Annotated in this window: 22 protein-coding genes and 1 tRNA gene; 12 read left to right on the forward strand and 11 right to left on the reverse strand. The window is 44.0% G+C overall.

Going from position 1 to position 26,921, the window contains the following annotated elements:
• Window positions 1–45: 45 nt before the first annotated feature.
• Window positions 46–1,356 (forward strand): glycoside hydrolase family 18 protein, encoded by a 1,311-nt coding sequence (locus tag ACXAFJ_RS18850; RefSeq protein WP_475325558.1) that lies wholly within the window; start codon window positions 46–48, stop codon window positions 1,354–1,356.
• A 69-nt stretch (window positions 1,357–1,425) separates the two neighbouring features.
• Here the strand turns inward: ACXAFJ_RS18850 and ACXAFJ_RS18855 are convergent, their stop codons facing one another.
• Window positions 1,426–2,262, reverse strand: a complete 837-nt coding sequence (locus tag ACXAFJ_RS18855) for a sulfurtransferase (protein ID WP_475325559.1) — start codon at window positions 2,260–2,262, stop codon at window positions 1,426–1,428.
• A gap of 54 nt (window positions 2,263–2,316) precedes the next feature.
• On the reverse strand, window positions 2,317–2,607 hold the full coding sequence (locus tag ACXAFJ_RS18860; protein ID WP_475325561.1) for a hypothetical protein: 291 nt from the start codon (window positions 2,605–2,607) through the stop codon (window positions 2,317–2,319).
• 240 nt (window positions 2,608–2,847) lie between these two features.
• Between ACXAFJ_RS18860 and folE the strand changes: the two genes are divergently transcribed.
• On the forward strand, window positions 2,848–3,501 hold the full coding sequence (folE, locus tag ACXAFJ_RS18865; protein ID WP_475325562.1) for a GTP cyclohydrolase I FolE: 654 nt from the start codon (window positions 2,848–2,850) through the stop codon (window positions 3,499–3,501).
• A gap of 74 nt (window positions 3,502–3,575) precedes the next feature.
• Here the strand turns inward: folE and msrB are convergent, their stop codons facing one another.
• From msrB to ACXAFJ_RS18880, 3 genes are all read right to left on the reverse strand, one after another.
• Window positions 3,576–4,649 carry a peptide-methionine (R)-S-oxide reductase MsrB gene (gene msrB, locus ACXAFJ_RS18870; RefSeq protein WP_475325800.1) on the reverse strand — a complete coding sequence of 358 codons (1,074 nt, stop codon included), beginning with the start codon at window positions 4,647–4,649 and terminating at the stop codon, window positions 3,576–3,578.
• Between the two features lie 194 nt (window positions 4,650–4,843).
• A complete protein-coding gene (pyk, locus tag ACXAFJ_RS18875) occupies window positions 4,844–6,325 on the reverse strand; it encodes a pyruvate kinase (protein ID WP_475325563.1) in 1,482 nt (493 codons plus the stop codon).
• Window positions 6,326–6,390: 65 nt separating this feature from the next.
• On the reverse strand, window positions 6,391–7,767 hold the full coding sequence (locus tag ACXAFJ_RS18880) for an MFS transporter (protein ID WP_475325565.1): 1,377 nt from the start codon (window positions 7,765–7,767) through the stop codon (window positions 6,391–6,393).
• Window positions 7,768–8,088: 321 nt separating this feature from the next.
• On the opposite strand from ACXAFJ_RS18880, the gene ACXAFJ_RS18885 reads away from it, so the two are divergent.
• From ACXAFJ_RS18885 to ACXAFJ_RS18895, 3 genes are read left to right on the forward strand one after another with little or no spacing between them, the layout of a single operon-like run.
• Window positions 8,089–9,423, forward strand: a complete 1,335-nt coding sequence (locus tag ACXAFJ_RS18885; RefSeq protein ID WP_475325566.1) for an ABC transporter substrate-binding protein — start codon at window positions 8,089–8,091, stop codon at window positions 9,421–9,423.
• A gap of 8 nt (window positions 9,424–9,431) precedes the next feature.
• Window positions 9,432–11,816, forward strand: coding sequence for an ATP-binding protein (locus ACXAFJ_RS18890; RefSeq protein ID WP_475325568.1), 2,385 nt, complete (start codon window positions 9,432–9,434; stop codon window positions 11,814–11,816).
• On the forward strand, window positions 11,806–13,068 hold the full coding sequence (locus tag ACXAFJ_RS18895; RefSeq protein ID WP_475325569.1) for a sigma-54-dependent transcriptional regulator: 1,263 nt from the start codon (window positions 11,806–11,808) through the stop codon (window positions 13,066–13,068). The genes ACXAFJ_RS18890 and ACXAFJ_RS18895 overlap by 11 nt, the downstream gene beginning before the upstream one ends.
• A 9-nt stretch (window positions 13,069–13,077) precedes the next feature.
• Here the strand turns inward: ACXAFJ_RS18895 and ACXAFJ_RS18900 are convergent, their stop codons facing one another.
• Window positions 13,078–13,263: a hypothetical protein gene (locus ACXAFJ_RS18900; protein WP_475325571.1), complete on the reverse strand. Its 186-nt coding sequence runs from the start codon at window positions 13,261–13,263 to the stop codon at window positions 13,078–13,080.
• 242 nt (window positions 13,264–13,505) lie between these two features.
• Between ACXAFJ_RS18900 and ACXAFJ_RS18905 the strand changes: the two genes are divergently transcribed.
• Window positions 13,506–14,177: a M23 family metallopeptidase gene (locus ACXAFJ_RS18905; RefSeq protein ID WP_475325572.1), complete on the forward strand. Its 672-nt coding sequence runs from the start codon at window positions 13,506–13,508 to the stop codon at window positions 14,175–14,177.
• A 13-nt stretch (window positions 14,178–14,190) separates the two neighbouring features.
• Here the strand turns inward: ACXAFJ_RS18905 and ACXAFJ_RS18910 are convergent, their stop codons facing one another.
• Window positions 14,191–15,834: a VRR-NUC domain-containing protein gene (locus tag ACXAFJ_RS18910; protein WP_475325573.1), complete on the reverse strand. Its 1,644-nt coding sequence runs from the start codon at window positions 15,832–15,834 to the stop codon at window positions 14,191–14,193.
• Window positions 15,835–15,930: 96 nt separating this feature from the next.
• On the reverse strand, window positions 15,931–17,175 hold the full coding sequence (locus ACXAFJ_RS18915) for an L-lactate MFS transporter (RefSeq protein WP_475325575.1): 1,245 nt from the start codon (window positions 17,173–17,175) through the stop codon (window positions 15,931–15,933).
• A 440-nt stretch (window positions 17,176–17,615) separates the two neighbouring features.
• Between ACXAFJ_RS18915 and ACXAFJ_RS18920 the strand changes: the two genes are divergently transcribed.
• Both ACXAFJ_RS18920 and ACXAFJ_RS18925 read left to right on the forward strand, forming a co-directional pair.
• Window positions 17,616–19,094, forward strand: coding sequence for a transporter substrate-binding domain-containing diguanylate cyclase (locus ACXAFJ_RS18920; RefSeq protein ID WP_475325576.1), 1,479 nt, complete (start codon window positions 17,616–17,618; stop codon window positions 19,092–19,094).
• A gap of 120 nt (window positions 19,095–19,214) precedes the next feature.
• Window positions 19,215–20,549, forward strand: coding sequence for a helix-turn-helix transcriptional regulator (locus ACXAFJ_RS18925; RefSeq protein WP_475325578.1), 1,335 nt, complete (start codon window positions 19,215–19,217; stop codon window positions 20,547–20,549).
• 52 nt (window positions 20,550–20,601) lie between these two features.
• Here the strand turns inward: ACXAFJ_RS18925 and opgC are convergent, their stop codons facing one another.
• Window positions 20,602–22,155, reverse strand: coding sequence for an OpgC domain-containing protein (opgC, locus tag ACXAFJ_RS18930; RefSeq protein WP_475325580.1), 1,554 nt, complete (start codon window positions 22,153–22,155; stop codon window positions 20,602–20,604).
• A gap of 112 nt (window positions 22,156–22,267) precedes the next feature.
• A complete protein-coding gene (locus ACXAFJ_RS18935) occupies window positions 22,268–22,657 on the reverse strand; it encodes a MerR family transcriptional regulator (RefSeq protein WP_475325582.1) in 390 nt (129 codons plus the stop codon).
• 83 nt (window positions 22,658–22,740) lie between these two features.
• On the opposite strand from ACXAFJ_RS18935, the gene ACXAFJ_RS18940 reads away from it, so the two are divergent.
• Together ACXAFJ_RS18940 and ACXAFJ_RS18945 are read left to right on the forward strand one after the other, a co-directional pair.
• Window positions 22,741–23,196 (forward strand): GNAT family N-acetyltransferase, encoded by a 456-nt coding sequence (locus ACXAFJ_RS18940; protein WP_475325584.1) that lies wholly within the window; start codon window positions 22,741–22,743, stop codon window positions 23,194–23,196.
• Window positions 23,197–23,704: 508 nt separating this feature from the next.
• Window positions 23,705–23,779: transfer RNA gene (locus tag ACXAFJ_RS18945), tRNA-Gly, on the forward strand.
• A gap of 72 nt (window positions 23,780–23,851) precedes the next feature.
• Here ACXAFJ_RS18945 and ACXAFJ_RS18950 read toward each other — a convergent pair.
• Window positions 23,852–24,337 carry a DUF192 domain-containing protein gene (locus ACXAFJ_RS18950; protein ID WP_475325585.1) on the reverse strand — a complete coding sequence of 162 codons (486 nt, stop codon included), beginning with the start codon at window positions 24,335–24,337 and terminating at the stop codon, window positions 23,852–23,854.
• Window positions 24,338–24,518: 181 nt separating this feature from the next.
• Between ACXAFJ_RS18950 and ACXAFJ_RS18955 the strand changes: the two genes are divergently transcribed.
• Together ACXAFJ_RS18955 and glpK are read left to right on the forward strand one after the other, a co-directional pair.
• On the forward strand, window positions 24,519–25,073 hold the full coding sequence (locus ACXAFJ_RS18955) for an N-acetyltransferase family protein (RefSeq protein ID WP_475325587.1): 555 nt from the start codon (window positions 24,519–24,521) through the stop codon (window positions 25,071–25,073).
• 299 nt (window positions 25,074–25,372) lie between these two features.
• Window positions 25,373–26,890, forward strand: coding sequence for a glycerol kinase GlpK (gene glpK / locus ACXAFJ_RS18960; protein ID WP_475325801.1), 1,518 nt, complete (start codon window positions 25,373–25,375; stop codon window positions 26,888–26,890).
• Window positions 26,891–26,921: the final 31 nt, after the last annotated feature.

Consider the following 26,921-nt stretch of genomic DNA (forward strand, 5'->3'; position numbering starts at 1 on the left):
GGATTCTATCTCCTTTAGCGTACATTGGACAAAAAGGAGATAGCAATGAACAAAACCATCGTGACACTAGCGTTGGCCGCGACAACGGCTGTCGCTCCCAATGCGTTTGCAAATTCTACAACCGATAAAGTCGTCGCCGGCTATTTTGCTGACTGGCAATATCGCAACCAAGACAATCCTTATACTGTCGCCGACATTCCCGCGGACAACCTGACCCATGTTATTTATGCTTTCTTATCTATGTGTGGTCCGCATACTGGTGCCAGTGAAGCAATTCAAGCGCAAATTGCCACGGCGTGTGAAGGAAAAGAGCCATATACAGCGGTAATCGTTGATAGCGCCGCAGCGCTCGAAGTAGATTTTGGTTCAGTAGACGTTAACGTCGACTACCAAGGGCACTTCGCACAGCTCGCTCAACTTAAAAAGCAGCATCCTGATTTGGTGATCTTACCGTCGTTTGGCGGGTGGACGATGTCGGAACCGTTTCACTCTATGGTGCAAACTCAGCAAGGGATTGAGCATTTTTCAAAAACCGCCGTTGAGCTAATTGCAAAATACGACTTTTTTGGTGGTATTGATTTGGATTGGGAATACCCGGGGGGGGGCGGCTTAACTACTTCTCCGTGGAATCCTGCCACCAAAATGTCAGATGAGCAAAAACAAGCTGAGCGTGAAGCGTTCACTGCCTTGGTGAAAACACTTCGCGCTGATTTGGATGCACTTCAAAAACAGACTGGGCGGGAATACGAGTTGTCTACGGCAGTCGGTGTGGGTGCAAAAGCCGCACAAATTGACTGGAAAGCGGCTGAGCCTTACCTGACCAACATGTTTGCCATGACCTATGACTATTTGGGGGGCTGGGGACAGCAAACCGGACACACTACCAATCTGCATGCTACTGAACGCAGCTGGTGGGGCATGGGCTCGGATGTGTTTATCAATCAAATGATTGAGCTCGGAATGCCAAGTGAAAAAATCGTTTTAGGCGCAGCGTTTTACGGACGTGGTTGGCAAGGGACGCAAAATTACGATGGTGGTTTACCCAACGGAGAATTGGTTTCTGATGGTGGAGCACCATTTGGTACCGGTGAAAACGGCTATTTCATGTTCTGGGATATTATCAAGAACTATGGAAACGAGCAGGGCTACGCATACAACTACGATGAAGAAGCACAAGCTCCATACCTTTGGAATGAGAAAGAGAAAGTCTTTATTTCATTTGAAGACGCACGCTCTATTAGAGCCAAAGCTGAGTGGGCTAAAAATGCCAATTTGGGTGGAGTATTTACTTGGGAGCTTTCCGGCGATCCAAGTGGTGAGTTAGTGGAAGTCATTGCCAACGAGTTAAAAAAATAGCGTTAATAACTGGTTTCAAAGAGCTCGGTAATTCGCCGAGCTCATTTTATTTACGAATTTTATATGGGTTTAATTTCCCGTCGCAATCGGCAAATGATGAGTCTGTCCCCATTCTGTCCAAGAGCCATCATACACGCGAAGATTTCGATAGCCCGCAATCCATGCGCCCAGCAGCAATATACACGCGGTGACCCCTGAACCACAGGTAAAAATAAGTTCGGTTTGTTTATCCGGCACTATGTTGTGAAATATTGTTTCGAGCTCGCCTCTGCCTTTTAAACTGTTGCCATTAAGTAAGTCCGCATAAGGAAGACATACCGAATTAGGAATATGGCCAGAGCGGATACCTTCTCGAGGCTCCTTGACTCGAGCATGAAAACGGTCAGTAGAGCGCGCGTCCAGCGTAAGCGACTCGTCATTTTCAATCGCATTGAATACGTAATCCGTATCCACAAAAGATAACGCCGAGTAACGATTGGTTTGGGCCACAATATCAGAAGCCTGTGAATATTCAGTCACCAGTTGATAGCCTGCGTTTTTCCATTCCGACAAACCGCCATCTAATACATAAACATTGTCGTATCCCATGGAAACCAACATCCACCATGCGCGCGGTGATGCAACGGTTCCAGTATTATCGTAAACCACAATCGACTTATTTTTGTCCAAGCCCAATTGACTTGCGTAATAGTTGAATCGGTGTTCGGGTGGCATGGTGTGTGGTAATGAACAGAAGGGGTCACAGAAAACGGAGTCGTAATCAAAACGAAGAGCGCCAGGTATCTTATTGTTCAAGTCAGGTTTACTGGCGGACGGTATCTGAAACGCGATACTGCTATCTAAAATTTTTAAGTCTGGATTGTTTAGATTTTCATTTAGCCAATGGACGGAGACAATTGGAGTCATGTAGGGCCTTTATTGTTATGGTTTGAAGGTCTTCAATATTGTGACAAGAAAGTACTATTCACTCTTATTTGCGTCACTCGCGGGTTCAATTATCGCGCACGATTTAAATTGATAGCGGGTTTCGCGGCTGAACCATGTTTGGTGACGAGTCACTTGAATTGGTTGATCGATATGGCAGCGAAAAGCGATAGGAGCACTGATTAAAACGCGCTCGGATAGCTCTGCTATTTCAATACTAAAGTAGCGTCGATGACCATCGAGCGATTGAGTGAGTGTTTCTTCAATCACCTTGGCTGGTATAGGCTCACTGTGTACGGGTTTGAGCTTGATAAGAACTACAAGCACACAAAAGCACACAAACAAACAACTAAGAAATACGGACGCCTTGTTCATTAAAATAGCAATTCCATCTATTAAACTAAAAACTCTGCTCGATTCTGGACAGCAGAAACTCAGCAATCGATTGGATTGTTTTAACATCAAACGTTTGAATCACCAAGACACCGCACTCAATTTGGGGATGTAATTGGTTACAAATACGAGTATCCTTGACCCGATTTTTAGTTGTCGTAATTGAGGATGGATATGTCAGGTTTGAGTGAAGCGGCATTGGTGGTAAAACAAGCCCTTGAAAAGCGCGGACTCGAAACACCGATGTCACCCAATGAATTTTCTCGAGAAGAGAAAAAACAAAAGATTGAAAAGCACATGCAAGAGATTTTGACTCTCTTGGAACTCGATCTGACTGATGACAGTTTGGAAGAAACGCCTCGACGTATCGCCAAAATGTACGTGGACGAAATTTTCTCTGGATTGGATTATCAAAACTTCCCTAAGATCACTGTGATTGAAAATAAGATGAACGTGAGTGAAATGGTTCGAGTGAAAGACATCACTGTGACCAGCACTTGTGAACATCATTTAGTAACCATTGACGGTAAAGCTGCTGTTGCTTACATTCCTCGCGGTAAAATTATCGGTCTTTCGAAGATTAATCGCATCGTTCGCTTTTTTGCCCAGCGTCCTCAAGTACAAGAACGCATGACCCAGCAAATTTTGGTTGCATTACAAGCCCTGCTGGAATCGGATGACGTAGCGGTCACCATAGACGCCACGCATTATTGCGTTAAATCACGTGGCGTGATGGATGCAACCAGTGAAACTACGACAACGGCGCTGGGTGGTATTTTTAAGTCTAACCCAGCTACTCGACACGAATTTCTTCATGGATTGCGATAACTATTTCTGAGAAGAAACAAAAGGCTGCCTGAGCAGCCTTTTTTGATCAGAGAGTTTATGCCGAAGGGTTTGGGTTAGTTAAACAGATACAGATAGGATTCGTATCCTTCCTTTTCTAAATCTTCCACCGGTACAAATCGCATTGCGGCAGAGTTCATGCAGTAACGCAAGCCAGTCGGAGCCGGACCATCGTCAAACACATGGCCTAAGTGAGAATCGGCAAATCGACTGCGGACTTCGGTTCTTGGGTAGAGAAGCTTGTAGTCGGTTTTGGTGACAATGTAACGCTCATCTATTGGTTTGGTAAAACTTGGCCAGCCAGTACCCGAGCGGTATTTATCGGTCGATGAAAACAACGGCTCTCCAGTTACGATATCCACATAAATGCCTTCTTGTTTGTTATCCCAATACTCATTACTAAAAGCGCGTTCTGTACCGTCTTCTTGGGTAACGTAATATTGCAGCTCAGTTAGCATAGATTTTATCTTACTATCACTGGGTTTTTGATAGCTTTGCAATTCTGGCTTGCCTTTCATCTCGGCAATCATGCTGGTTAACGTGATCGGATTTTCGACTCGGTCCTCACCAAAAATCTTATCTAAGTACTGGTCACGGCCAGAGTTGTAACGGTAGAAGTTATAACGGATTTTGTTACGTTTGTAGTAGTCCTGATGATAGTCTTCGGCGAGCCAAAATGAACTAAAGGCGGTCAGCTCGGTTTTGAGCGGCTTTTGATATACACCGAGTTTTTCAACGTCCGCTAGGAACTGTTCTGCGATCTGCTTTTGCTGTGCATCGTGGTAGTAAATAACAGGTCGGTAGTGTGGGCCACGATCAACAAAGGACCCTTTGTCATCGGTTGGGTCGATATGGCGAAACAGTTGGTCAAGAACGCCTTGGTAGCTGACGATTTCAGGGTCAAACAAGACTTGAATCGCTTCAACATGATTGGTTTTACCTGATGCGACTTGTTCATAGGTGGGATTTTCCAAAGTACCACCAGAATAGCCAGAAACCACGTCGATTACACCGTCTAGCTTTTCAAGGTCAGCTTCTGTGCACCAAAAACAACCACCTGCTAAAGTCGCTACTTGATGGCTGTCTTTTTGCGCCATCGCCAATGGGGAAATCAGCAAGCTAGTAAACATTAAAAGTAGGCCGAGTCTCATTTCATAACTCCAATTTTGCAACCTGATACTGATAGGACAGTATTTGTACGCAATAAATTTCAACACGCCCTAATAACAGACAAAAAAAGACCTGTCCTAAGACAGGCCAAAATCCCGAAGGATACCCTAGTGGAGCGTAGGGTTGGGGGAGGTGATTTGGTTGTTGTTGGCTTTTAAGCGACTATCGGAGAGCCTGATGTTTCGACAGATTTAGCAACTCGTGTGCCCTTGGAGATTGATGTTCGGGCGCACAGTGTTTGTCCGTGCCCATTGCGATTGGTGACATGGATTTTTTGCACAGCGCCAAGATCTTTACGCTGTTTTAGTCGTTCACAAACCTCTGCCGAATTCAGCCCGCTAGTATCAAGCAATACAGGAGTGACATTGTGTAACAGTGCCAATTGCGCCAAGAGCTTTTTATCGGTTCCCAATGCGTAAATATTGATACCACCGGATACTCTTGAAACCAGAGTTGCTGTGCGCCCTGTGGTAACTGGTACCGCGATAGCTAAGTCTTGCTGGTGCTCTGTGAGTTCAGCTAGGGCGCGCACAGTGCTGAGTGTCAGTCGCTCCTCGAGTGAGCTAATTTGGAAACTGGCTTTATCAACGGAGCAGCAGACTTTCTGCCTTTCTGACACCACACCGTTGGCAACTCGTTTCATCGCTTGAACCGACTCGACGGGGTAAGACCCAGCGGCGGTTTCCGCCGACAGCATAATCGCATCTGTGCCGTCTAGTATTGAGTTTGCGACATCGAGTACTTCGGCACGCGTTGGTAGTGGATTGGAAATCATCGATTCCAACATTTGTGTTGCGGTAATAACAGGTGTACACAGTGCTTTTGCACGAGCAATAAGGCGTTTTTGTACCAGTGGTAAACGAGCATCACCGATTTCAACGCCCAAATCGCCACGCGCAACCATGATGACGTCAGAAGCGCGAATCATATCGTCCATTGACTCGTCCGATTCGACGACTTCCGCACGTTCCACTTTGGCAATCAGTTTTGCGTTACAACCTGCATCTCGGGCTAATTCTCGCGCATAGTCCATATCAGCGCCGTTACGCGGAAATGATACGGCCAAATATTCAGCGTCTAGCGCGGCAGCAGTTTTGATGTCTGCTTTGTCTTTCTCTGTCAATGCAGGCGCCGATAGACCGCCACCTAGTAGGTTGATTCCTTTTCTATCAGATAATTTTCCGCTATTAAGAGCTGTGGTTTGAACTTGGCCTAGCTCGTGATCGACCTGATCAACGAGCAATTGAATACGACCATCATCCAATAACAGGGTATGACCTGCTTTAACGTCTTCGATGAGTTGTGGGAAGTCGAGGCTTACTGAGTGCACATCACCCAGTTTAGGACCCAGTTTGGTATCTAATACGAAGGCTTGGCCTTGTTTAAGGTCCACAGAACCTTGTTGGAAGGTTGAAATGCGAATCTTTGGTCCCTGCAAATCCACCAGAATTGCAACATGCGTGTCGAGGTCAGCAGCAATGGCGCGGACTAAGTTTGCACGTTCGATGTGTTCATGGGCTTCACCGTGGGAGAAGTTGAGCCGAACGACATTAACGCCAGATTGAATCAGTTTACGCAGCGTTGCCTTGTCTTGACTAGCCGGACCAATGGTGGCGACGATTTTTGTACCTGACATACTCTTACCTATAAAAATAAACGAAAAATGGGATGAGCAGGACAGGGTCCTGCTCAGATTAGGTATTACGCGTTTTGCGTTTTGAGATTGGTGTCTGCTTCAGGGTCAATATCGACCACTTTCTTAGCGTTCCAAACGGTTAGGGCAAGAACCAGTGAGACGACACTCGCACCAAGCCAGAAGTACTGAGCCGATGCGAAGTTGTACACGTCGACACCGTTTACCTGAGTCACTTCAATCAATTTTGAAGAGATTACTTCTTGCGCGGATGCAGCAATGTAAGAGAACAAACCGATAAAGCCTTTTACCGCGCCAACCGCGTTTTTAGGCATTAGGTCACACGCGGTAAGACCCGCCAGGAACACAACCAAACCACCAATGGCAAAACCGATTAGACCAAGGGCTACTGCATCAATGACGCGATTGTCAGGGCCGAAGAACATCAAGCACATACCCGCAATATTGGCGATGCCATATAGCAAGGTTGGAATGTGACGGTTTGAGCCGAAGATTTTGTCTGAAATGATGCCGGATAAAATAGCACCAGCCAGACCTGCAATTGGGTAGGTAGACATGGCAAAGCCAGCGTCAATCAGCGAATAACCTTTGGTCTCCTGTAGGTAAAGCACCGCCCAAGAAGACATTGCGTAGCGAGAGATGTACATCGCCGCACACGCCGCTGCAATTAACCATACTGCGGGCTGCTTTAGAATAAACAACTGTGCACGACGAGTTTCTTTTGGATCGTTTTTCTTCTTAATTTCAGGCTCTTCGTCAAACGCGCTTGCAGCGTCAGGCAAACCGTAGGTTTGAGGACGATCTTTTAGTGCTAACAGCATGCAAAGGCCAGCAGCGATAGCGGCAATACCCGCGCCGATAAAACCAGCACGCCAGCCTAGGTAGCTAACTAAGGTTGCCGTTAAGATCCAAGTGATACCTTCACCGATGTTACGTGAACCGCCCCATACCGAGTAACGGCTGCCGCGCTGCTTTGGTGAGAACCATTGGAACAAAGACACGCAAGACGGTGCTGAGCCGACCGATTGGAACCAGCCGTTTAAGCCCCACAGCAGTACAAAAAACAGCGCGGCCGTGTTCATGCCCATTACGATGGCAGTACAACCCGATAGGATGAGCGAGATCGACATAAAGCGACCAATGTTCGCATAGTCCGAAAGGAAACCGTTTGAAAACTTACCAATCGCGTAAGTGAGGAAGAAGGCTGAGCCCATCAGGCCAAGTTCTTCTAGGCTTACAATACCAGCATCTAGCATTGGCTTCTTAACGACGCCAAGGCTCATTCGGACCACGTAAAATACCGCGTATCCAAATACCAATCCTAAAAATACTTGCCACTGATAGCGTTTAAAGCGGGCTTGCATCGCGTCTTTGGATCCATCCGATAACGGCAGATCGGGACGCGTTTTGAAAAAGTTAAGCATGATTGCTCTCCAAAACTGTCATTTAAAAGGGCATACATTCAGCAAAGGACAACAGAGTTGACATTGGCTGCGTGCGTTGCGGAAAGGACTATGACTTTTGGAGTGCGGCGCGGCAAAGCAGTCGATTTGAGACAAAACTGACTCAATTTCAAAACCAACGGTGTGAAAAGTGTGTCATTTCCAACTCGTATTGAATGCCGACATTGATAAAATTCACACCTGAGCTGCGCGGTTTGCGTCAAGTTTGACTCACACTAGGCTTAAGCGGTTTTTTCGCTATCTGATAGACTTTTGATATAACGCACAATATGTGAGGTTTTTGTGACTGCTAACCGAATCTCTTTTCTACGTGTACTGTTGGTCCTACTGGTTTTGGTAAGCGGGCTTAGCCTTGGTCAAGTTGTGGAGGCTGACAAAGGCACTGAACCATTGCGTGATCAAAGTATTGAAAAAGAGGAGTTGGTGATACTCACGACGTTTTCCAGAGAGCCGACGCAAACTATCGCGGAGTCTTTTAAGGAGGCGCACCCAAACATCGAGTTGCGAATTTTGCATCGTCGTACTCGTTCGATTCGACAAATGTTAGATAAACGCTATTTAGATGAAGTGGATCTGGTACTCACATCCTCGCCTTATCTCTTGCAGCATTTGGCCGAGCAAAGAAAGTTACAACAGATCGACCAACGTTATCCCACTCCTGAATGGCTAGCCCCCTACGTGCTTATCAAGCCAAATCAAGCTCTGCCGTTTGGGTATTCCGGAGCGGGTCTGATTTGGAATCGTGATTACCTAGCACGCCATCAACTCGAAACGCCAAACGGCTTTGAGAGCCTGACTCAGTTTGCCTATTTTGGGCACATTACCATGAGCACTCCAGCGCGTTCTGGTACCACCCAGTTGATGGTTGAAAGTGTATTAAAGACATACGGTTGGCAAAAAGGTTGGCAGATTATCAGTAATTTGGGTGCCAATTTGGGTTCTATTGCGTCTCGTAGCTTTACTGTGAGCGATTATGTGGCGAAAGGGCGTTATGGCATAGGACCGACAATAGACAGTTATGCATTGTTGTTGCAAAGAGACTTTCCGCATCTGCAATTTGTCCATGATGCCAACCTAACATTGATGCCAACCTATATTGCCGTAACGCGTTATGGCCGCGCAGACTTGGCACAAAAGCTAATGAGCTTATTACGACGGCCATTAGTACAAAATCAACTTGCTGACTCTTTACTTGCTAAGCACTCAATTACCGATGATGCCCTGTATAGCGATAACACGCCCAATTTAGATCTGTCGCAGCTCATGGCGCGCGAATATTTGGTTAATGATATATACGATCTTATGGTGACCCGTCGTTTACCGGAGCTGCAAGACGCGTGGCTCAGACTCAATACATTAAAACAGCACTATCGAAATGATGCGTTAGTTATCAACAAACTTGACCAGTTAAAACAGCAGTTATTTAAGGTGCCAGTGACTGAACATGAACTGGCAAACTGGCAGCGGCGCATGGCTAGATTAGACGAACAAATGACATCCGAGAATAAACCGCTGATTTTGGCTGAGTTTAGCCATGAACTGAGTCAGACACTCAGCGCCAACTTGAGCCATGTGAATCGTGAATTACACATATTAATGCGAGGTGAAGAACGATGAGGTTTCGGATGCAAAACAGCATCGGCTCGCGTTTAGTATGGGCATTTTCAGCCAGCAGTTTTTTATTGTTATTGGTCAGTGTCATCGCGTGGTTTACTTGGGGCCAACTCGATCAACAAGTAAACCGTGTTTTGGTTGACAATGTACCAACGTATAACGCCAGCTATGTGTTAGAAGGACGAGGCAATGAGATCCTGCAGCGTATTCACAGCATTCGCAACGCAGAAAATCTGGTTGAGTTGGACCAAGCGAACGATGCGATTCAAGAACAAATCGATCAAGTATTAATGATGTTGGATACGCAGGACAGCATCAATGTGGTGCATCAATCAAGTCAGACGCTGCGCTCCCAATATCAACAACTAAAACAGGATGTGAATGGGCTTAGAGATGCGGTGGCGCACTTTATTCAGTTGGAGCGAAAAATTGAAGCCTCCAATGAGCAGATAGATTGGTTACACCAAGATATACACACAGAGCTCACCCCACTTCGCGATGAATACCAATGGCAACTTAACAGCATACAAACCCCCAGAGATACAGTGTTAAAACGGCTGCAGACCATTCAACGAGTCATTGATCGCGAACTTGAATTGTATCAATTAGTGCAAGAAGTACTGACTTATCGGCAAAGGTCTGTGGTTGAAAATGCACTAAAGGTGATTGAGTTTCGTCTTGCTGAACTCGCTAATGTCGCTGAGTTACTCAAACAAGAGCCATCGGCGATTGCCTTCAACCAAATGTTGGAAGAATTATCGGAGGCACTGAGAGCAGGGGGCGAGTTTGAAACACACCTTTTAACTCAGTTGGACGCACAAGTAGAGATGGAAAAGCGGGAGCAGGATGTGTCGCACCAGTTGCGTGTGATCAACCAAGAATTGAGTAACATGGTTTCTTGGGCTGACCGTCAATTTGTCGAAGTCAAAAAAGATACCCAGAAAATCATTTCGTTCGGCAACCAGTTGTTACTGGCCGGATTTGTTGTTTCAGTCTTGTTTAGCTTGTTTGTCACCTACTACTTTGTCCGTATTCGAATTGTGGCCAGACTAAATAGGCTGAGCGCAAGCATCGACGCCGTAACTAACGATGTTGCGCAACCAATAACTCGTGTTGATGGCGACGATGAGATAGGGCTACTCAGTAAGAAGTTAGTGGAGTATGGGCGTCAAGTTAAACACATGCAGCGGATAAACGCGCTCAGTTTACTTAATAACGCAACCGCCAGTTTATTGATATGCAATAACCAAGGTGTGGTTGAATCAGCAAATGAACGGGCTAAAGACTGGCTTAAGATCAAAACTGAGCCACAAGGCACGCCGCTTTGGCATTTTTTTGAACCGCACCAACAAGCGCCCTTGTCTTCAATGTTTAGTGAAGGGAGCGCTTTGTTTAGCAAGGGGTGTTGTACCTTGACCATTGAACATTTTGAAAACACAGATGTTCAGTATTTGGCGCTAGATTTTCGACGCTTCCAGCAAGGTAATCGAAACAAGGTGATGTTGACAGTGACGGATGTGACAGACCAAACCTTGACTGCCCAAGAATTAGAAAAAGTAGTTGAAGCGAAAACCCAAGACTTACAGCAAAGAAACCACCAACTACAACTCGAAATACATGAGCGAGAAAGGGCAGAACATCACTTATTGCAAACTCAAAACGAGTTGGTACAAACAGCGAAAATGGCAGTCGTAGGGCAAGCCATGACCAGTTTGGCTCATGAATTAAATCAGCCGTTAAATGCAATGAATACCTATCTTTACAGCGCCGATATTGCTCTAAATGAAGCCAACATCGAGGCGGCCAAGCTCAGCGTGAGCAAGGTGGAAAGCTTAGTGCATCGCATGGCCAAGATTGTAAACAGTTTAAAGCAGTTTGCGCGGCGAACCGATAATCATGATGACGTGAAACCGGTGTCGCTTTCAAAAGTATACGAACAAGCGCTTAATATCCTTGGTCCAAGAGCAAATCGCCAACAAGTGGAAATTAAGGCTGAAAAGCTATCGGATTGCACCGTGTTGTCGGATGAGATCGCACTTGAACAAATAGTGATTAACGTTTTGGTCAACGCATTAGATGCATTGAGTCAAACGCCAAGCTCAGATGCTTGGATTGAAGTTGAAACACTTCAGACACTAAATCGGTCTGGCTCGAAGAATGACACTCTGTTGCTGATTTCCGATAGTGGAGCAGGCTGGGACGATAAAATTGTCGACAAAATCTTTACGCCATTTACTTCAACCAAAGAGGTGGGTCTTGGACTTGGACTCAATATCTGTAAATCGCTAATTCAACGATACGGCGGCGAGATTTTCTTGGCGTCTCATGTTCAAGGCGGTGCGATGATCGTCTTAGTAATACCTAACCTAATGAACAATGTGCCAAATGAAGACTAAAAGTTACAACGTAATATTGGTCGATGATGACCAAGATGTACTGGATGCTTATCAGCACCTAATGACTATTTCAAACCTAAGAGGCCGAACCATCGCCGACCCTAATTTGGTCAGTGATTTGTTGGATAAGTCTTGGCAGGGCGTTGTGGTTTTGGATATGTATATGCCACAAAAACACGGCTTAGAGGTATTACAGGAAATTAAAGCCATCGATGATGGAATCCCTGTCATTGTGGTAACCGGTCATGGCGATATTCCGATGGCGGTCGATGCCATGAAGCTCGGCGCGTGTGAATTTTTAGAAAAACCGGTTGAGCCTTCGCGTTTACTTGAGTTAATTAAGCGCTATAGCCAAGTTCGCGAGCAACAAGTCGAGAATCTAAAGCAGGTCTTTAGCACCATCGATAAAGCTTTAGTCGGGCAATCGGCGCAAAGTAAAACTCTCAAGCAAGACATCGCTAAATTGGGGCTGGTGGATTGCCACATCACCTTGTGGGGTGAGAGCGGTACGACTCGGCATGATATTGCGAGTCTTATTCATCAAAGCAGCAAAGACTCACGAGAACTGGTGTTTTTAGATATCGCTCAATCCGGCGACATTGACGGGCTGCTTGATGCACTTAAACAGCAGCGCCCCAGCTTTTGGGTAGTCGATGGGCTTGAAGTACTGTCAGAAGAAAAGCAGCGCCTGTTGGCTGATGGTTTGATACGTCAATCCAGATTGAACTTACATTGCGTCAGGGTTGTCACCGTGTTGGAAACCGACCCACAATTCTATTTGTCAGAACACGTTTTGTTACCAGAGTTGTACTATGTTCTCAGCCAAGGAACGGTAAAGGTCCCGAGCCTTCGCGATCGCCCAGACGATATAGCGGCACTGTTTCACTATTATCTAAAACTAAGCTGTAAAAAACTCAGCAAGGTGGTGCCTAAAGTCGATTCGGGCTATTTACAGGTACTACGAAATTACACTTGGCCTGGGAATGTGCGAGAGCTAAGAAATGTGGCCGAGTTGTACGCAATTGGCATTGTTAAATTGACCGGACGTGATCGAGTGATCACGCAGGACAATCAAAATACCCCGCTAGATACCTTGATTGATTCCTACGAGCGTCAACTCATTGAAGATGCGTTGTTTTTGCACAGTGGTAAAGTCACAGAAGCGGCAAGTTACCTACAAGTTCCGCGTAAAAAGCTCTATTTGAGAATGAAAAAGCACAACATAGACAAAGACGCTTATAAATCTCGCTAATGCTAGTTATTAGTACCAGTCGTCACTGAACATGTCACCATTTTTTAACGACGCATCTTGCCAATGTTCGTCTTTGTATTGGCGTTTCAAGCTTTGTAACTGATGCTCTAACATGGTGACTGTGTCGTAATCGCCCTCTGAGCACGCCACAAAAATTTGTTGTTCTATCGCTTCAATACTGTCTTGGATTCCCATACTACACCTCCTAAAACAACGAGCTTGGTTTTAGTGTAGTCAAGCTTTCGCGGGAAACAATATCGTGCGGACTATTGAATTTAACCAATAATTACAAAAGGATAGGTTATGATTCTAAGTCGAGCATTAATTATTGTTAATGAAATCAGAATATTGTCACTGGCCTCAATAGCAATTTTTTGAATCAGTATAATTGAGAGTCCATAACAGATATTAGTGTGACTTGGATTAGGGCTGAAGTGATGGCGAAGAGAGTAAAGATTGGATTGGTATTGACTGTGTCAGTCATTATTTTGGTTTTAGCCGCCCAAGCCAATCGCAAAAACGCAGATCAGGCGCACGCCTACCAATTGCAATTGCAGTCCGAAGTGCAAGAGTCGCTGGAGCAAGGCAATCAAAGATTCGTTTGGCCTTTAGCGCAGCGCTCGATTATTCAAGGTTTTGCAGAATTTGGTAAGGTTTCCCGTTTCCCAAACAAATTTCACGCAGCAGCGGACTATTTCGCCCATCCGGGTGCAGAAGTATACGCCATTGCCGACGGACAAATCTCTTTCAATGGTGAGCTCGGCGGATACGGCGGTCTTATTATCGTGAACCATCAAGATACTAATTTACATTCTTTGTATGGCCACTTGTCATTAACAAGATGGATGACTGACAAAACACATGTAAAGCAAGGAGAACTCATAGGCTATGTCGCAGATGTGAATGAGTCCTATGGGATTGGAATCATTCCACATTTGCACTTTACCATCCGGTTGGGACATCAGACAGACTATGCTTCAATCGGACGCGGGAACTGGTCGGCTGGTTACACAGATCGCCATCCATCTACATTAGATTATCTCGACCCTGAATGGGTATTTGGGCACTTTACTAAAGCAAACTTTCAGCACGCTTTGATACAGCAGTAATTAATCAGAAGAGCTATTCCGGTGGGTTGACGTAAAGCACTTCAATGGTTTTTCCGGATTTCTGCGCCGCATTGATCCAACGGACCTGATTGTGTTGCAATTTGTCGCCAGGGCCTTTTACTTCAATCCAACGCCAATGACCGTGTCCAAAGGCAATAAGATCGGGCATGCCATTTCTGAACCGCTTGATGTCAGACAGGAGAATGGAAAAGAGCGGATACAACTCCTCGATAGAGAGGTGTTGTTCGGTCAGCTCAAGCACCTCTAGCGTGAAAACATCCCAATGTACAAATGGATTAATCACACCCAATTTCTCGGTGTAGTGCTGCTTTAAAACCTCAAACCCACCTACTTGAAGCTGATGGTTAGCTTGTTCAAAATAGGCGCGACGTTTTTCCAAGAAATCTTCATGGTATAAATCTAGCGGCCGATGTTGATAAGCATTAATGAATGCCCCTTCTACCGGAGCGTATATCGCGTCCCAATAACACAAACCAAATAAACCGCCCAACCAAGTATTCTCGCAATGAAATGCTTGGTAGCCATTGTGGTTAAAATGATTAACGACGGCTTGTTCAACACGCTGCTGAGACAAATCTAGAGACATTGCTGTTTCGTTGAAACTGGGTTTAGCGACACGTTTGACAGTGTGGCCAAGGGCACGGGTTACTTTTGAAGAAAGTCGTTCAGCTACTTCGTGTTCTTCAATATTGAGCGGAGTAGACAACATGGTTTCTAAGATGCTTGACGCGTCCTCCGCTTGATCCTTAGTTAGGTGGATACGCACTTGTCGCTCGCGACTAGGGATCACTTGGGTGGTTTTATACAATTGTAGGGCGATATCTAAAGCGCCAACTCTTTCCAAATCTCGTGCAATATCATTGATAACGTGTTGTCTCAGTCGCTCGACATATCTGTGCTCGCTACGCTCTTGAACTGCTTCGGCAAGTGCGCTTAGACCTTCAACTTGTTTATGCTCCAAATTGGTGAGAGCATCTTTTATGGCTGTTATCCTGAGCAGTTGATTTATATCTTCACGAGATTGGAAATACCTCAATTCTTTAGAAAGTGGGTAATCTTCAAATTTGTTTAATCCTAAATCACTGAGCACAAATTGAGTTAAGTCTTGACGAGTGTTACCAAAAAACAAAATTAGAAGAATGGCAATCACATCAGGTTCTACGAGCTGAACTAGGGAGAATTCGAACGTTCCTTGCTCAACTAGACATTCAGACGCCAATGTATAAAGTGGCTCCTTTTTAATTTGTTTGTTAGGTACTTCGATGTTATTGATTCTGGCTAGTATCAATAATTCAGATTTATTAAGTAGTGAGCAAGGTAGGCTGCTTAACCGCACCGTAGGGGAAATTTCGACAAATCCATCTTGTTGAAGTTCGTTGAGTGAGGATTCGATATTGCCAATTTCAGGGTAATTAAGCTTATCGGTACGAAACCAATCGCCTTTACGGGACAATAACCGAACTAACAAACACTGGCTTGCTTTTGATTGTGTTTTAAAACGAGTTATCCAAGCTTTTTCTTCAACAGTTAGCAAATCGAAATAGTGGTCAACGGCATGGTCAAGCAAACGTCTGAAGTTATCTAAATAGTAATCATCGGCAAGAGTAATTGATGGCGAAGGTGTTGATATAGTCACAGTAAGTCGGTTAGGCGATAGGACGTACTATTTAGAGTAACAAATGTAAAAAGCCCGGTAAAAACCGGGCTCGAAAATGTTGGTAAGTCGCTTTTTCTACGCAGTTACCGTTTCTGGGGCAAGCTGAGCTGCTTTTGCTTCAGAAATCGGCTTAGTGACGATAGAAAGTAGGATACACACAGCCATCATTCCGGCTGAAATCATGTAAGCGAGACTATAATCACCACCTTGCGACATAGACATTCCCACGATTGCTGCACCAATAGCGCCACCTACACCCCATGATGTGTAAAGTACACCATAGTTGGTACCGTAGTTTTTTAGGCCATAGTATTCAGCGGTAATCGACGGGAAAACGGCGAGCAAAGTACCATAGCCAAGTGCCGCGATAGCGGTGCCGACAATTAGAGTCGCATCTGAATCAAATGATGCAAAAAATGCCATGTTAAAAGCCTGAAGCAGGAAAGCAAACAGAAGGGTTTTCAATCCACCAATCTTATCTGACAAAATGCCAGCGAGTACTCGACCACCTGAGTTAAAGATTGCTAAGACAGAAGCAAGATAAACGGCATTTGGTAGGTTTGCCTGAACACTTGCGATGTTGGTGATGTTGCCAATGATCATCAGACCTACCGAAGCGCTGAAGGCAAACATAAGCCATAGAGAATAAAATTGAGGCGTCGTTAGCATCGCCATCCACTTGATATCACGTGGTTTGACAGCAGCGGACGTCGCATCTTTTGCTAGCGACTTCGGTGCTTTTGGTTGGTAACCTGCTGGTGGATTCACAATAGTGCAAGCTAATGGTACAGCAATGAGTAGCACGCCCGAACCAAGAACGATAAAGCTTTGTTGAATACCAATCGAATCAATAAGCCAAGAGGTAAGTGGTGCTAAAAACACTGCTGCCAAACCAAATCCAGCGGCGATCAAACCATTTACGATTCCCTTTTTAGTCGGGTGGAACCATTTCATAGCCGATGGGGCTAAGCAGGCATAACCGAAACCAATACCTGCACCTGTGATGACGCCGAACGTAATATTAAGCATTAATACAGATTCAGCGTAACCGGAAGCAATCATACCCAAACCAGTTAGTGTTGTGCCCATAATTAGAATTAACCGTGGACCCAATTTATCTTGAAGGATGCCCGCAACCAAAAGGCAAACAGAAAAGGTGATGGTTGCTAGAGCATAAGGAGCAGACGCATCCGCTGCATCCCAGCCAAAATCAGTTACTAACGCTTTGTTAAAAACGCTCCAGGCGTAAAGGATACCTAAACACAAATTGATGCAGAAACCAGCCACCAGAATTTTTGCGGCTCTATCAAGTTTGCTCATTATTTCTCTCAACTACTAAGACATGCACTTCAACGTCATTTAAGAGCTCAACTATTTTTTAACTCTTTCAAAAAACGCTACAACGGCGCGGATTATAGCCAATATAAATGTGATTGGAATCTCTTTTTTAACGAAAAGCTAAAGTTGTTATAAATTGTTGCTGTGAGGTTGGTAAAGTGCGGTATTAGCGGTTGCTCTCTGCAACAAATGAAACCGTCTTCCCAAAAAGTTAAGGTAAGTCTCAAAAGCATCATAACCGCCACCTATATGAGTATGGTGACCTATAACAAAAGTAGGGGAATGACGTTAGTATTCGAGTACCGTCTCGGTTGTGAGAACATGTTGGGCACTTAGAACCGACCCTAATAGTCAGAGCTCAAAACTTAAAATGAGTAGAAAGATGGACGTTACAGTCCACGCATAAAGGTAGTTAAGCATCAATGAGTATTGAAACACTGGTAACGAAGCTCACTTCTTACAACGTTGATATTAAAGTCAACACTACAGTATTTCAGCTGTTGATGTTCCCCTTGCTTGCTGCACTAATGCTGTTCTTATTGGTGTTTTCTCCAAACTCCCATGGTTACCAAGACCAGTCCAAAAAGCCCATTGTGATTGCGAATTCTCATGCTTGGCGACCCTATTCTTTTGTCGATGAAGATGGAAAACCAGCTGGTATTCTTATCGACCTTTGGAAGGCGTATGGGATACACAACCAAGTGGAAGTGTCGTTTCTATTAACAGATTGGGATCAATCCCTAGAGTCCGTCACTTTAGGGCTCGCTGATGTTCACGGTGGACTATTGTGGTCAGAACACAGGGAGACATTTCTAGATTATGGGCAAACTATACTTGCTCTCGATACGCACTTTTACGTTGCGCGTGAGCATTTTAAATCTTCGGTACAAGAAGTTGCCAAGATACCAAACTTAAAAGTAGGGGTCGTCAATGCGTCCTATGAACAAGAGTACATGGAACGCCACTATCCGGATCTGACATTGGCAACCTTTGCGAACAATGAAGCGATGCTAAAGGCTGCGTTCGACCGTGAAATCTTCGCATTTGTCGCTGACGAGCAAGTTGCCAATTATTACTCTTTCAAATCCAATCAAGATCGCGCTTTTGTTAGTGTGGAATTTTTATATTCTGGGCAACTAAGGATAGGTGTCAGCGAGGGTAACCAAACCATTCTCAATTCTGTTGATAGGGGTTATTCCAGAATTCCCAAAGACGATGTTGAGCAGATTTTTTCGAGGTGGATGCACATCAAGACCGTCTACCCCAGTTATTTAGTGCCGACGTTAGTGTCCATCGCCACCATTTTGCTTGTTGGTTACATCGTGATATTGAAAGTCGCGGTGAAAAGTAAGACCCGAGAGTTAGAAAAAGCGAATTTGGAGCTAAAGGTACTGAGTGAAACCGATCCACTCACAGGGCTTATTAATCGCAGACGATTGGTTAAAGAATTTGAATCAAAAGATCTTTTAGGGATCAATGTTGGTGTGATTGTCTTGGACATAGACAACTTCAAATACATCAATGATACCAACGGACACGACACAGGTGACCGAGTCATAGCCGCCGTCGCACAAGAGTTAAAAGATCTTCAAACCAATGACATTATTGGTGCTCGCATTGGTGGAGAAGAGTTTGCGCTTCTGGTCAAAAATACCAACTTTGAATCTGTCGCTCTATTAGCTAATCAAATTTGTACCAATATTCGAGCGATTGATATGTCGCGAGCCGGTGTCGGGCGAATTACGGTGAGCGTTGGTGGAGCGTGTTACCAAAACAATTACGATAAAGTGTACTTTACCGACGCAGATAAGCTCATGTACCAAGCAAAACGCAAAGGTAAGGACAGAGCGATTGTTGAGCAAATTGACTGCGCTCGGGTAGCGGTCTCAAATACTGCATAAAGTTATACAACCAGCAAGAGATTGCGCACTTTTTTGTTACCTTCCAGTTAATCAAACTTAATCGATATGCTTGAATAGCCTTGTTTATTTTGCTCGTTTTGAGCCAGGGTTTTTATCAAGATGTCAGTACAAAAATCGTTAGTTTTAAGAGTTGTGGAACTGTTAAAACAGAAAAACAATACCTATCTTCCAGTTAATGAACTCGCTTCGATACTCGGTGTGAGCCGCTCCCATCTTCAACACGCATTTCGAACGTTTACCGGTTTAACCGTTGCGAACTACCAAAAACAGGTTAGATTGGCGGCGTCGGTTTCTCAGATAGCTGAAACGAATAAAAGAATCATAGATATTGCACTCGATTCAGGCTTTGAAAGCCAAGAGTCCTACATTAGAGCATTCAAAAAGTATTTCGGAATTACGCCTAAGCACCTTAGACAAGCCCCGGAGAGGGCGACATTCTACAAGTCTTGGGCTTACAATATCGATGAATCTTATTTGAATTTTGTTGAGTGGATAAACACAAACCCTCCAAAGCTTGCCAAGTTCCCGGTCAAACGGCTTCATACGCGCTTTACAGCGCTTCCATCACCGAACGTGGACGGCCAAACGTTTCACGCAAAATTTGATCAACTATGGCGAGAGCTGAAAGAGGTTCTGCACAAGGAGCACTTAAAACCCAGTCGCTATTATACGGTCGAGATGTTAAGCCATTTCTCTGGAAGTAATGCTCACTTTTTATTGGCTGCCGGAATTGATGCTGATGAAGGTGAGTTAGTAAATCAGTCAATGACACAAATTTCTCTTAGTGATAACTGGGTATACGAGTTTTCGTTGCCTTCTGGAGATCATGTTCCAGGCTTCTACTGTTACTTATACAACGTGTTTCTTCCTGAAAATCAACTTCATCAAGCATCTTACCCAGTAATATGGGAATACGATGCTAAAAGCGATACTCAACGTGGTTTTCTTCATTTATGCGAAGTTGATGAGTGCAAACGTCCAAAAGCAATAAAGTCGATTGGCAAGACGTTATGTACACAGGAACTGCCCGACCATGTAGAAAGTGAACAAATCATACCTGATAGTATATTAGGTCGCGTTGAGCGATTGTCATGGTTGGGTAACGATGAAAAATTCTCACAAACCGATGACTATCCGGTACTTGTATTAGGTCAAGGTGACGTTGAGTACTACCGACCGGAACACGATGCTGTATTTAGATTCGTTTCTACAGAGCAGCTGAACAATAAATCCACTCATCAAAGTGAATTTCTTGAAGTGGTTTTCTTAGGTACTCTGCGCGAAATTGGCGAAGCATGGGAGTACATGCATCTGGTTTATGCTCCGTATTCAGATCACTATTTTGTACCGGGCTGTGAGTGGATTACCAACCGGCAACTATTCGAGGACAATCAATGGCGCTTTACGGTTCTTATTCCGGCGCGAAAAAGATAAAAAATAAAGGGCAGTACCGAATACACGGCACTGACCATAGCGTTATTGAAACTTAGTTGTAGTGAACTAAAGTCACTTTAACGGTTTTGGCTTGGTCAACCGCAAACCGAATATCTTTGAACTCAGGTGGCCCTTGAAGTACTGGATCGTTTGAAAACCCTAAGGGTTCTAGAGGCATAAACCCATCGAGGTTGAGCTCTTGGTTACCATCCAAATCTTGGAATACACGCAGCGCGTAGTAACCACCTGGTAGATTCTCAAAAACTATGCCGGATGCCTGATTATTCTCGAGATCACTAACCTTAACCATACCAAATTGTCCTTGCTGGTCGGATTCAGTAAATAACTGAGCGAGCACTGTTCCACCGCTTTGTTTGTATTGCGCTATTTCAACAGTTAAGTCGTAAGACGAATCGCTGGCTATTTCTGGCAATGGCTCTTCTTGGCTTAAATAAATCGTTAGTGCAGCAAGAACGGGCAATGACATTGTGTAGGCGACGCTGCGCTTTGACATTTGAGAAAATTTAAAGGCTTTCACTTTTTGACGTTCACGCCAAAGTGCTGGTACAAACAAAACAAAACACGACGCCAAAACGGCTACTTCAAATAGGCCATTGATACTCGGCAGCATAGCAACAAGTGGCGGTAGGGCCATGATTACAACGTAATGACAGGTAAACACTTGCAGCGAATGGCGACCTAATAGTGCCAATGGTCGAATTGATAACCAACTTGGTCTAACCGAAACAATAAAACCAAACAGGTAGACCAGAACGGCTAGATTCAGCAGCCTTAACCAACCAATATAGGCTTTGTCGGCGTAATTGAATAAGACTCCCTGATGAATTCCGTATTCTACAAAAAAGTTATGGTGTGCAAGGAACAATACGACAGCGATCAACGCAACAACAGCAGTGACGAGTTTATTAGCAAACCACTGTATTTTGTCTTTGTAGAAACCCAGCGCGACCCCAGCAAAAAACGGTAACTGCCACGCTAACCAACTAAAGAAGCCCGTGTTAATCGAATCTGTCGCACCTGCTTTGGTTAAAAGATCTTTTAGAACGATATAATCAGAGAGTAACCACAACGCCACACTTAATGCGATGACGACCGCTATACGACCGGCATTTAATTGTTTAATGACCCATGGCGCTGCCAACATAAAGGCGACATACATGGGTAAAATGTCATAGTAGGGGGCTTTGTGAATGAGTGGTATTGACCAAGCTACAGCTTCAACTGGTGAGTTATACAAAAAAGGAAAAATAAAATGGAGTAAACCTATCCAGTCAGGATTTAGCTGTACAACTACCCAAGCAATACCAAAGCCGAGCGCAAGTGCCAAAAAGTGATACCGATAGATTTGAAACGTTCTGGTCAGAATTTTACTCTTGGCTATATCAAACGACTTTCTGGCGTAAACAAGCCCTACCATTAAACCAGAAATAAAAATAAACCCTTCTGCCGCGCTCACTTGACCTAATGGTTGCAGGGTAAAAAGCTGCAATATACTTTGTGCCTGCATATTCCACATAAAGTGATTCAGCGTCATTAAGACTAAAAGCATGCCGCGAATGGCATCTATACTGTGATTTCGATTCATAACGACTCCTTACTTAAAGAAGTAAAGAGTAGGTGGGCTTAGTTATTGAAAACTGACCAAAAGTGCAATGACTCAGCAAAATGTGAAATAGGTTGTATTTACTATTCTGCTGTTATTCTGAACAAGTTCTATTGGCCACTCGTAATAACTGTTTGAATTTGGGGCACTGCCACTGGTCTTCCTGATCACAATTCGAGGCATGGATTAGACCATCTCTAATAGCGGTCAACTGTGAGATGGTTGCTTGGAGTTGTTCCGCTTTTGCGGTCAGCAGACTTTTATCAACGTTTGCTCCATTGAGTGTCATCATGGGTTTAATCTCTTCTAATGAGAAACCCGCAAGACGACAGGCTTTAATGAATTGGACTTGTTGTACAGCTGATTCAGAAAATTGACGCCTTAAGCCGTGACGACCATTTGACTGTATTAGTCCAATTTCGTCATAGTAGCGAATCGCAGATACTTTTACATTGGTGAGTGAAGCGAGCATTGCTATGTCCATATAGTGAATCCAATGACTTTTAGCTTTTGAAATATATACGATTTGTAGTAGTTTACCCGAACCGAATTAGTTTGAGAGAATCTATGAAAATAATTCACGAACTCGATAGTAAGTCTCTTTCGCAAGAATCAAAAGACTTGCTGTTAAACGCAGATCCTGATTGGGGCAACGTTAAGCAATATTTAAATAAAGGGCAAATTTACCTAGGTATTCAAAATGGACAAGTGATTGCTATTGCTGTGATTACGTTAGATGGTGATCAATGTGAGCTTTGCAATATTGCCGTTGCAGACTCAGAGCAGGGTAAAGGTCACGCTAAGCAAATGATTCACTACGCAGAGCGAGAGGCAAAACTTGCTGGTGCAAAAAACATGGTTGTTGGAACAGGCAATTCAAGTTTGGGCCAGTTGGCTTTGTATCAAAAATGTGGATTTCGTATGGATTCGATAAAGAAGGATTTTTTCAAAGACTACACTGACGTGATACTGGAAAATGGTATTCAGTGCATAGACATGGTGATGTTAAAGAAGGACCTTTAGCAGTAAAGATCCTAGTCTAATTTGCATTCAAGTTAATAGCCCAGCGCGTAACCGATCCAAAGGGCGGGAGCAAAGATAATAAAAGCGTACACAACCGCCAACCATAAACTCATAGAGTGCTTTTTGTTCTTTGGCATTTCTTACTACAATTCAGTCTAAAACGTGTTAAAAACTAACCAATTGGTATGAGTCATTTAACAGAAACTAATACAACAGTTCGGATTCTAAAACAGTAAATTTGATCGGCGCAAGAGGTGAAAATTCGATTGCTGATAAATAATACAGAGATTTGATCACACTCTTATTGCGACTGAAATTTCTGAAGAAAACTGTTTCAAATTGATAACTGAATTTAAAGCGATAACGCTTGATAGAAATGTTTATAACTAAACATCGATGGGCAAATGATCAGCGCTTTGATTGATTTGTATGCGTTCAGACTCAGATGGGCAAAAAAGACTTTTCTTTTAAATGTCTTATGGCATAGTAGACCTCGCTTCCGCGATGTGCGTGCATCGTATAATGGCTATTACCTCAGCCTTCCAAGCTGATGATGCGGGTTCGATTCCCGCTGCACGCTCCAAGTTCGTTTTATCATTTTAAGAACCCTCTCGACCTATCGCGCGTTCTCTAGTGTTTAACTGTTGAGACCGGCCTACTTATTGAGCTTTTGACATTCTCCAACTGAAAAACCTAATTTGTCACCCGCGTCGATACCGTTGGTTTTAAACCAACCTTGGTTCATCTCTAATGCGTATTGAGATGGGCCATTTGACCGAACACTGGTCAGGTCTTGTGGTTTCATGGATTTTATAGACTCAATAACACCATTACTGTCGATAAAAGCGATATCCAATGGGATAAGCGTATTCTTCATCCAAAAGCTAAGTTTCTGAGGTTTTTCAAAGCTAAACCACATCCCACAGTTTTGACACATTGAACTCCTGTTCATCAAACCAACCCCTCTTTCTCGATCCGTATCAGCATGTTCAACCAGCCATTTTTGTTCTTGATAGCCAAATAAAATGCAATCTATCGATGCGGTGTGTGTGATTCTATGAGCTTGCGTTGAGGGAAGAAATCCAGTTGCTATGCAAAGAGCGAATAAAGGATATCTAAAGCTTGGGTTTCTAGTGTTCATTGAATTTGGATAAGTAAGACAAGTTAATTAGATAGTAAGGCTTGAATAGGTAAATAGGAATAGAATTAGAGGCTTATGACTAAAGGAAACATTTTGCCTATCAGGTGAAAAATTCAAGTATTTGCAAATTGTTGGAGATAATGTTGCAATTGATATTGATGGAAGATTTAAGGGACTACATATGGAAATAAAAGTAGCAGAAAATAGTGATTATGAGGTGGTTGCCAAACTTCATGCTGAGAGTTGGCAAAATCACTATAGCCAAATACTAGATAAGCAATATCTCGAACAGGATGTTTTAGAAGATAAACTAGCAATCTGGCAAACGCGACTTACTAATCCGCCGATCAATCAACAAGTTCTCATCGCCTATCAAAATGGCGCACCCTGTGGTTTTATTGCTGGGTTCGGTAATCACGATTTTGAACTGGGTACAAATATTGAAGCGCTCCATATTGATGAAAATTATCTTGGCCAAGGTGTCGGTAGAGCATTGCTGAGTGCGTTAGCGAAATGGGTTGAGCAGTTTTTCTCTGATCGCGGTGTCTATTCTCGCATTTCTACAGACAATCAGCGAGCTATCGAATTTTATCAGCATTTAGGAGCAGAACTGGGTGAATCTAGACAATGGAATACACCAACAGGTGTAGTTCTAGAAGACAAGATTTGTCTATGGAAGTCAGCCAACAAGTTTAGCCTCTCTGTTACGAACAAAAGCGAGTCCTTCGCCAACTAATCTCAAATTTCTCGCAAATTGAGTCAGGTCTGACTCGATTTGTGAGAAATCCAACATATCTATTACATTTGGTCTGGTAGAAAATATACCCAAGTAACTTCAAAGTACGAGTTTCAGCGAGAGCTAACTGGCTTTGAGGCAAGGCATCGAATTGAAGCTGTGGTCGCTCTAAATCTAGAATCAATAACACAGTAGGAGAGTCCGTTAAACTCGCCCCTAGTGCATCTGGGAGCTCACTTTCTTTATCTTGACGTCACTTGGGTATAAACCCTATTTTCAGCAAAGTTGGTACAAATATGATGGAGTCAGACAGTTTCTTCTTGGCGATTGATCAGGGTACAACCAGTTGCCGTTCACATGTGTTCAATTCTAAAGGCCAAAGAGTTGGCGAAGCACAAATCGAGTTAAAACAACTTTATCCAAAACCCGGTTGGGTAGAGCATGACCCAATCGAGATTTATCAAAGCCAGCTAAAGACAATCAAAGTTGCAATTGAATCTGCAAATCTTGCTCTATCAGATATTTCAGCAATTGGAATAACCAACCAAAGAGAGACCACAGTGGTCTGGAATCGGGAAACGGGCCAGCCTATATATAACGCCATAGTTTGGCAGTGTCGGCGAACTTCAGAATACTGCCAAGTGCTCAAACAACAAGAGAATATAGAGCGCCTCATTTCCGATAAAACAGGTCTGTTACTTGATCCTTATTTTTCGGCCTCGAAGTTAGCTTGGATATTAGACAATGTTGAAAATGCTCGCGAGCTTGCCAAAGATGGAAAATTAGCCTTTGGAACCATTGACACTTGGTTGATTTGGAATCTTACTCAAGGGGAAAAGCATGTTACCGATTACACCAACGCCTCTAGAACCAGCTTGTTTAACATCGATGACTTGAGGTGGGATCCTGACCTGCTTAGCGTTTTCGATATTCCTCCGACAACTCTTCCTGATACTCAGCCATCTGCGGGTGATTTTGGATTCGCAACTATAGACGGTGTGCAGATACCTATTACTGGGGTCGCCGGCGATCAACAAGCTGCATTGTTTGGTCAATTATGCGTAGATAAAGGGCAAGCCAAAACAACCTATGGTACGGGTTGTTTTATGTTGATGAATTCAGGAAAAACAAAAGTAACTTCGAATCGTGGCTTGTTGACCACGCTCTGCTGTGACAGAAACGGTAAACCAAGTTACGGGCTTGAGGGCTCCGTCTTTATGGGTGGTGCATCGGTGCAATGGTTGAGAGATGAATTGCAACTGATTAAGCACGTCAGGGACTCAGAGTATGAGGCTCAAAAGGTTAGTAGCAGCGATGGTGTATATCTTGTTCCAGCGTTTACCGGATTGGGTGCTCCTTACTGGGACCAAGAAGCACGCGGCACGCTTGTTGGCATGACGAGAGGATCTAACAAGCAGCACATTGTTAGAGCGACGTTGGAGAGTATTGCCTATCAGGTCAATGATGTTCTTGCCACAATGGAAGAAGATGCTGGGATACCAATGAAAACACTTAAGGTAGATGGTGGCGCTAGCAAAAATCATTTTCTAATGCAGTTTCAAGCCGATGTGCTTGGAAAGGCTATAGATAGACCTCGGAATATCGAAGTGACTGCATTAGGAGCCGCTTATTTAGCTGGAATTGGTATAGGTCACTGGGAATCGGCCAGCGAACTGCAAGGACTTAACACTATATCTACTACCTTTTACCCCGAACAATCTCCAGACAAACAAAAATCCCGACTATCAGGTTGGCGTCGAGCTATTAAGACTGCTCAGTTTTGGGCAAATACAAGTTGTGACGACAGCGCAGTTTGATACACTCAGCGGCTTAGCTAGGTGCTATTCA

Source organism: Vibrio sp. ABH4_348, assembly GCF_056159765.1.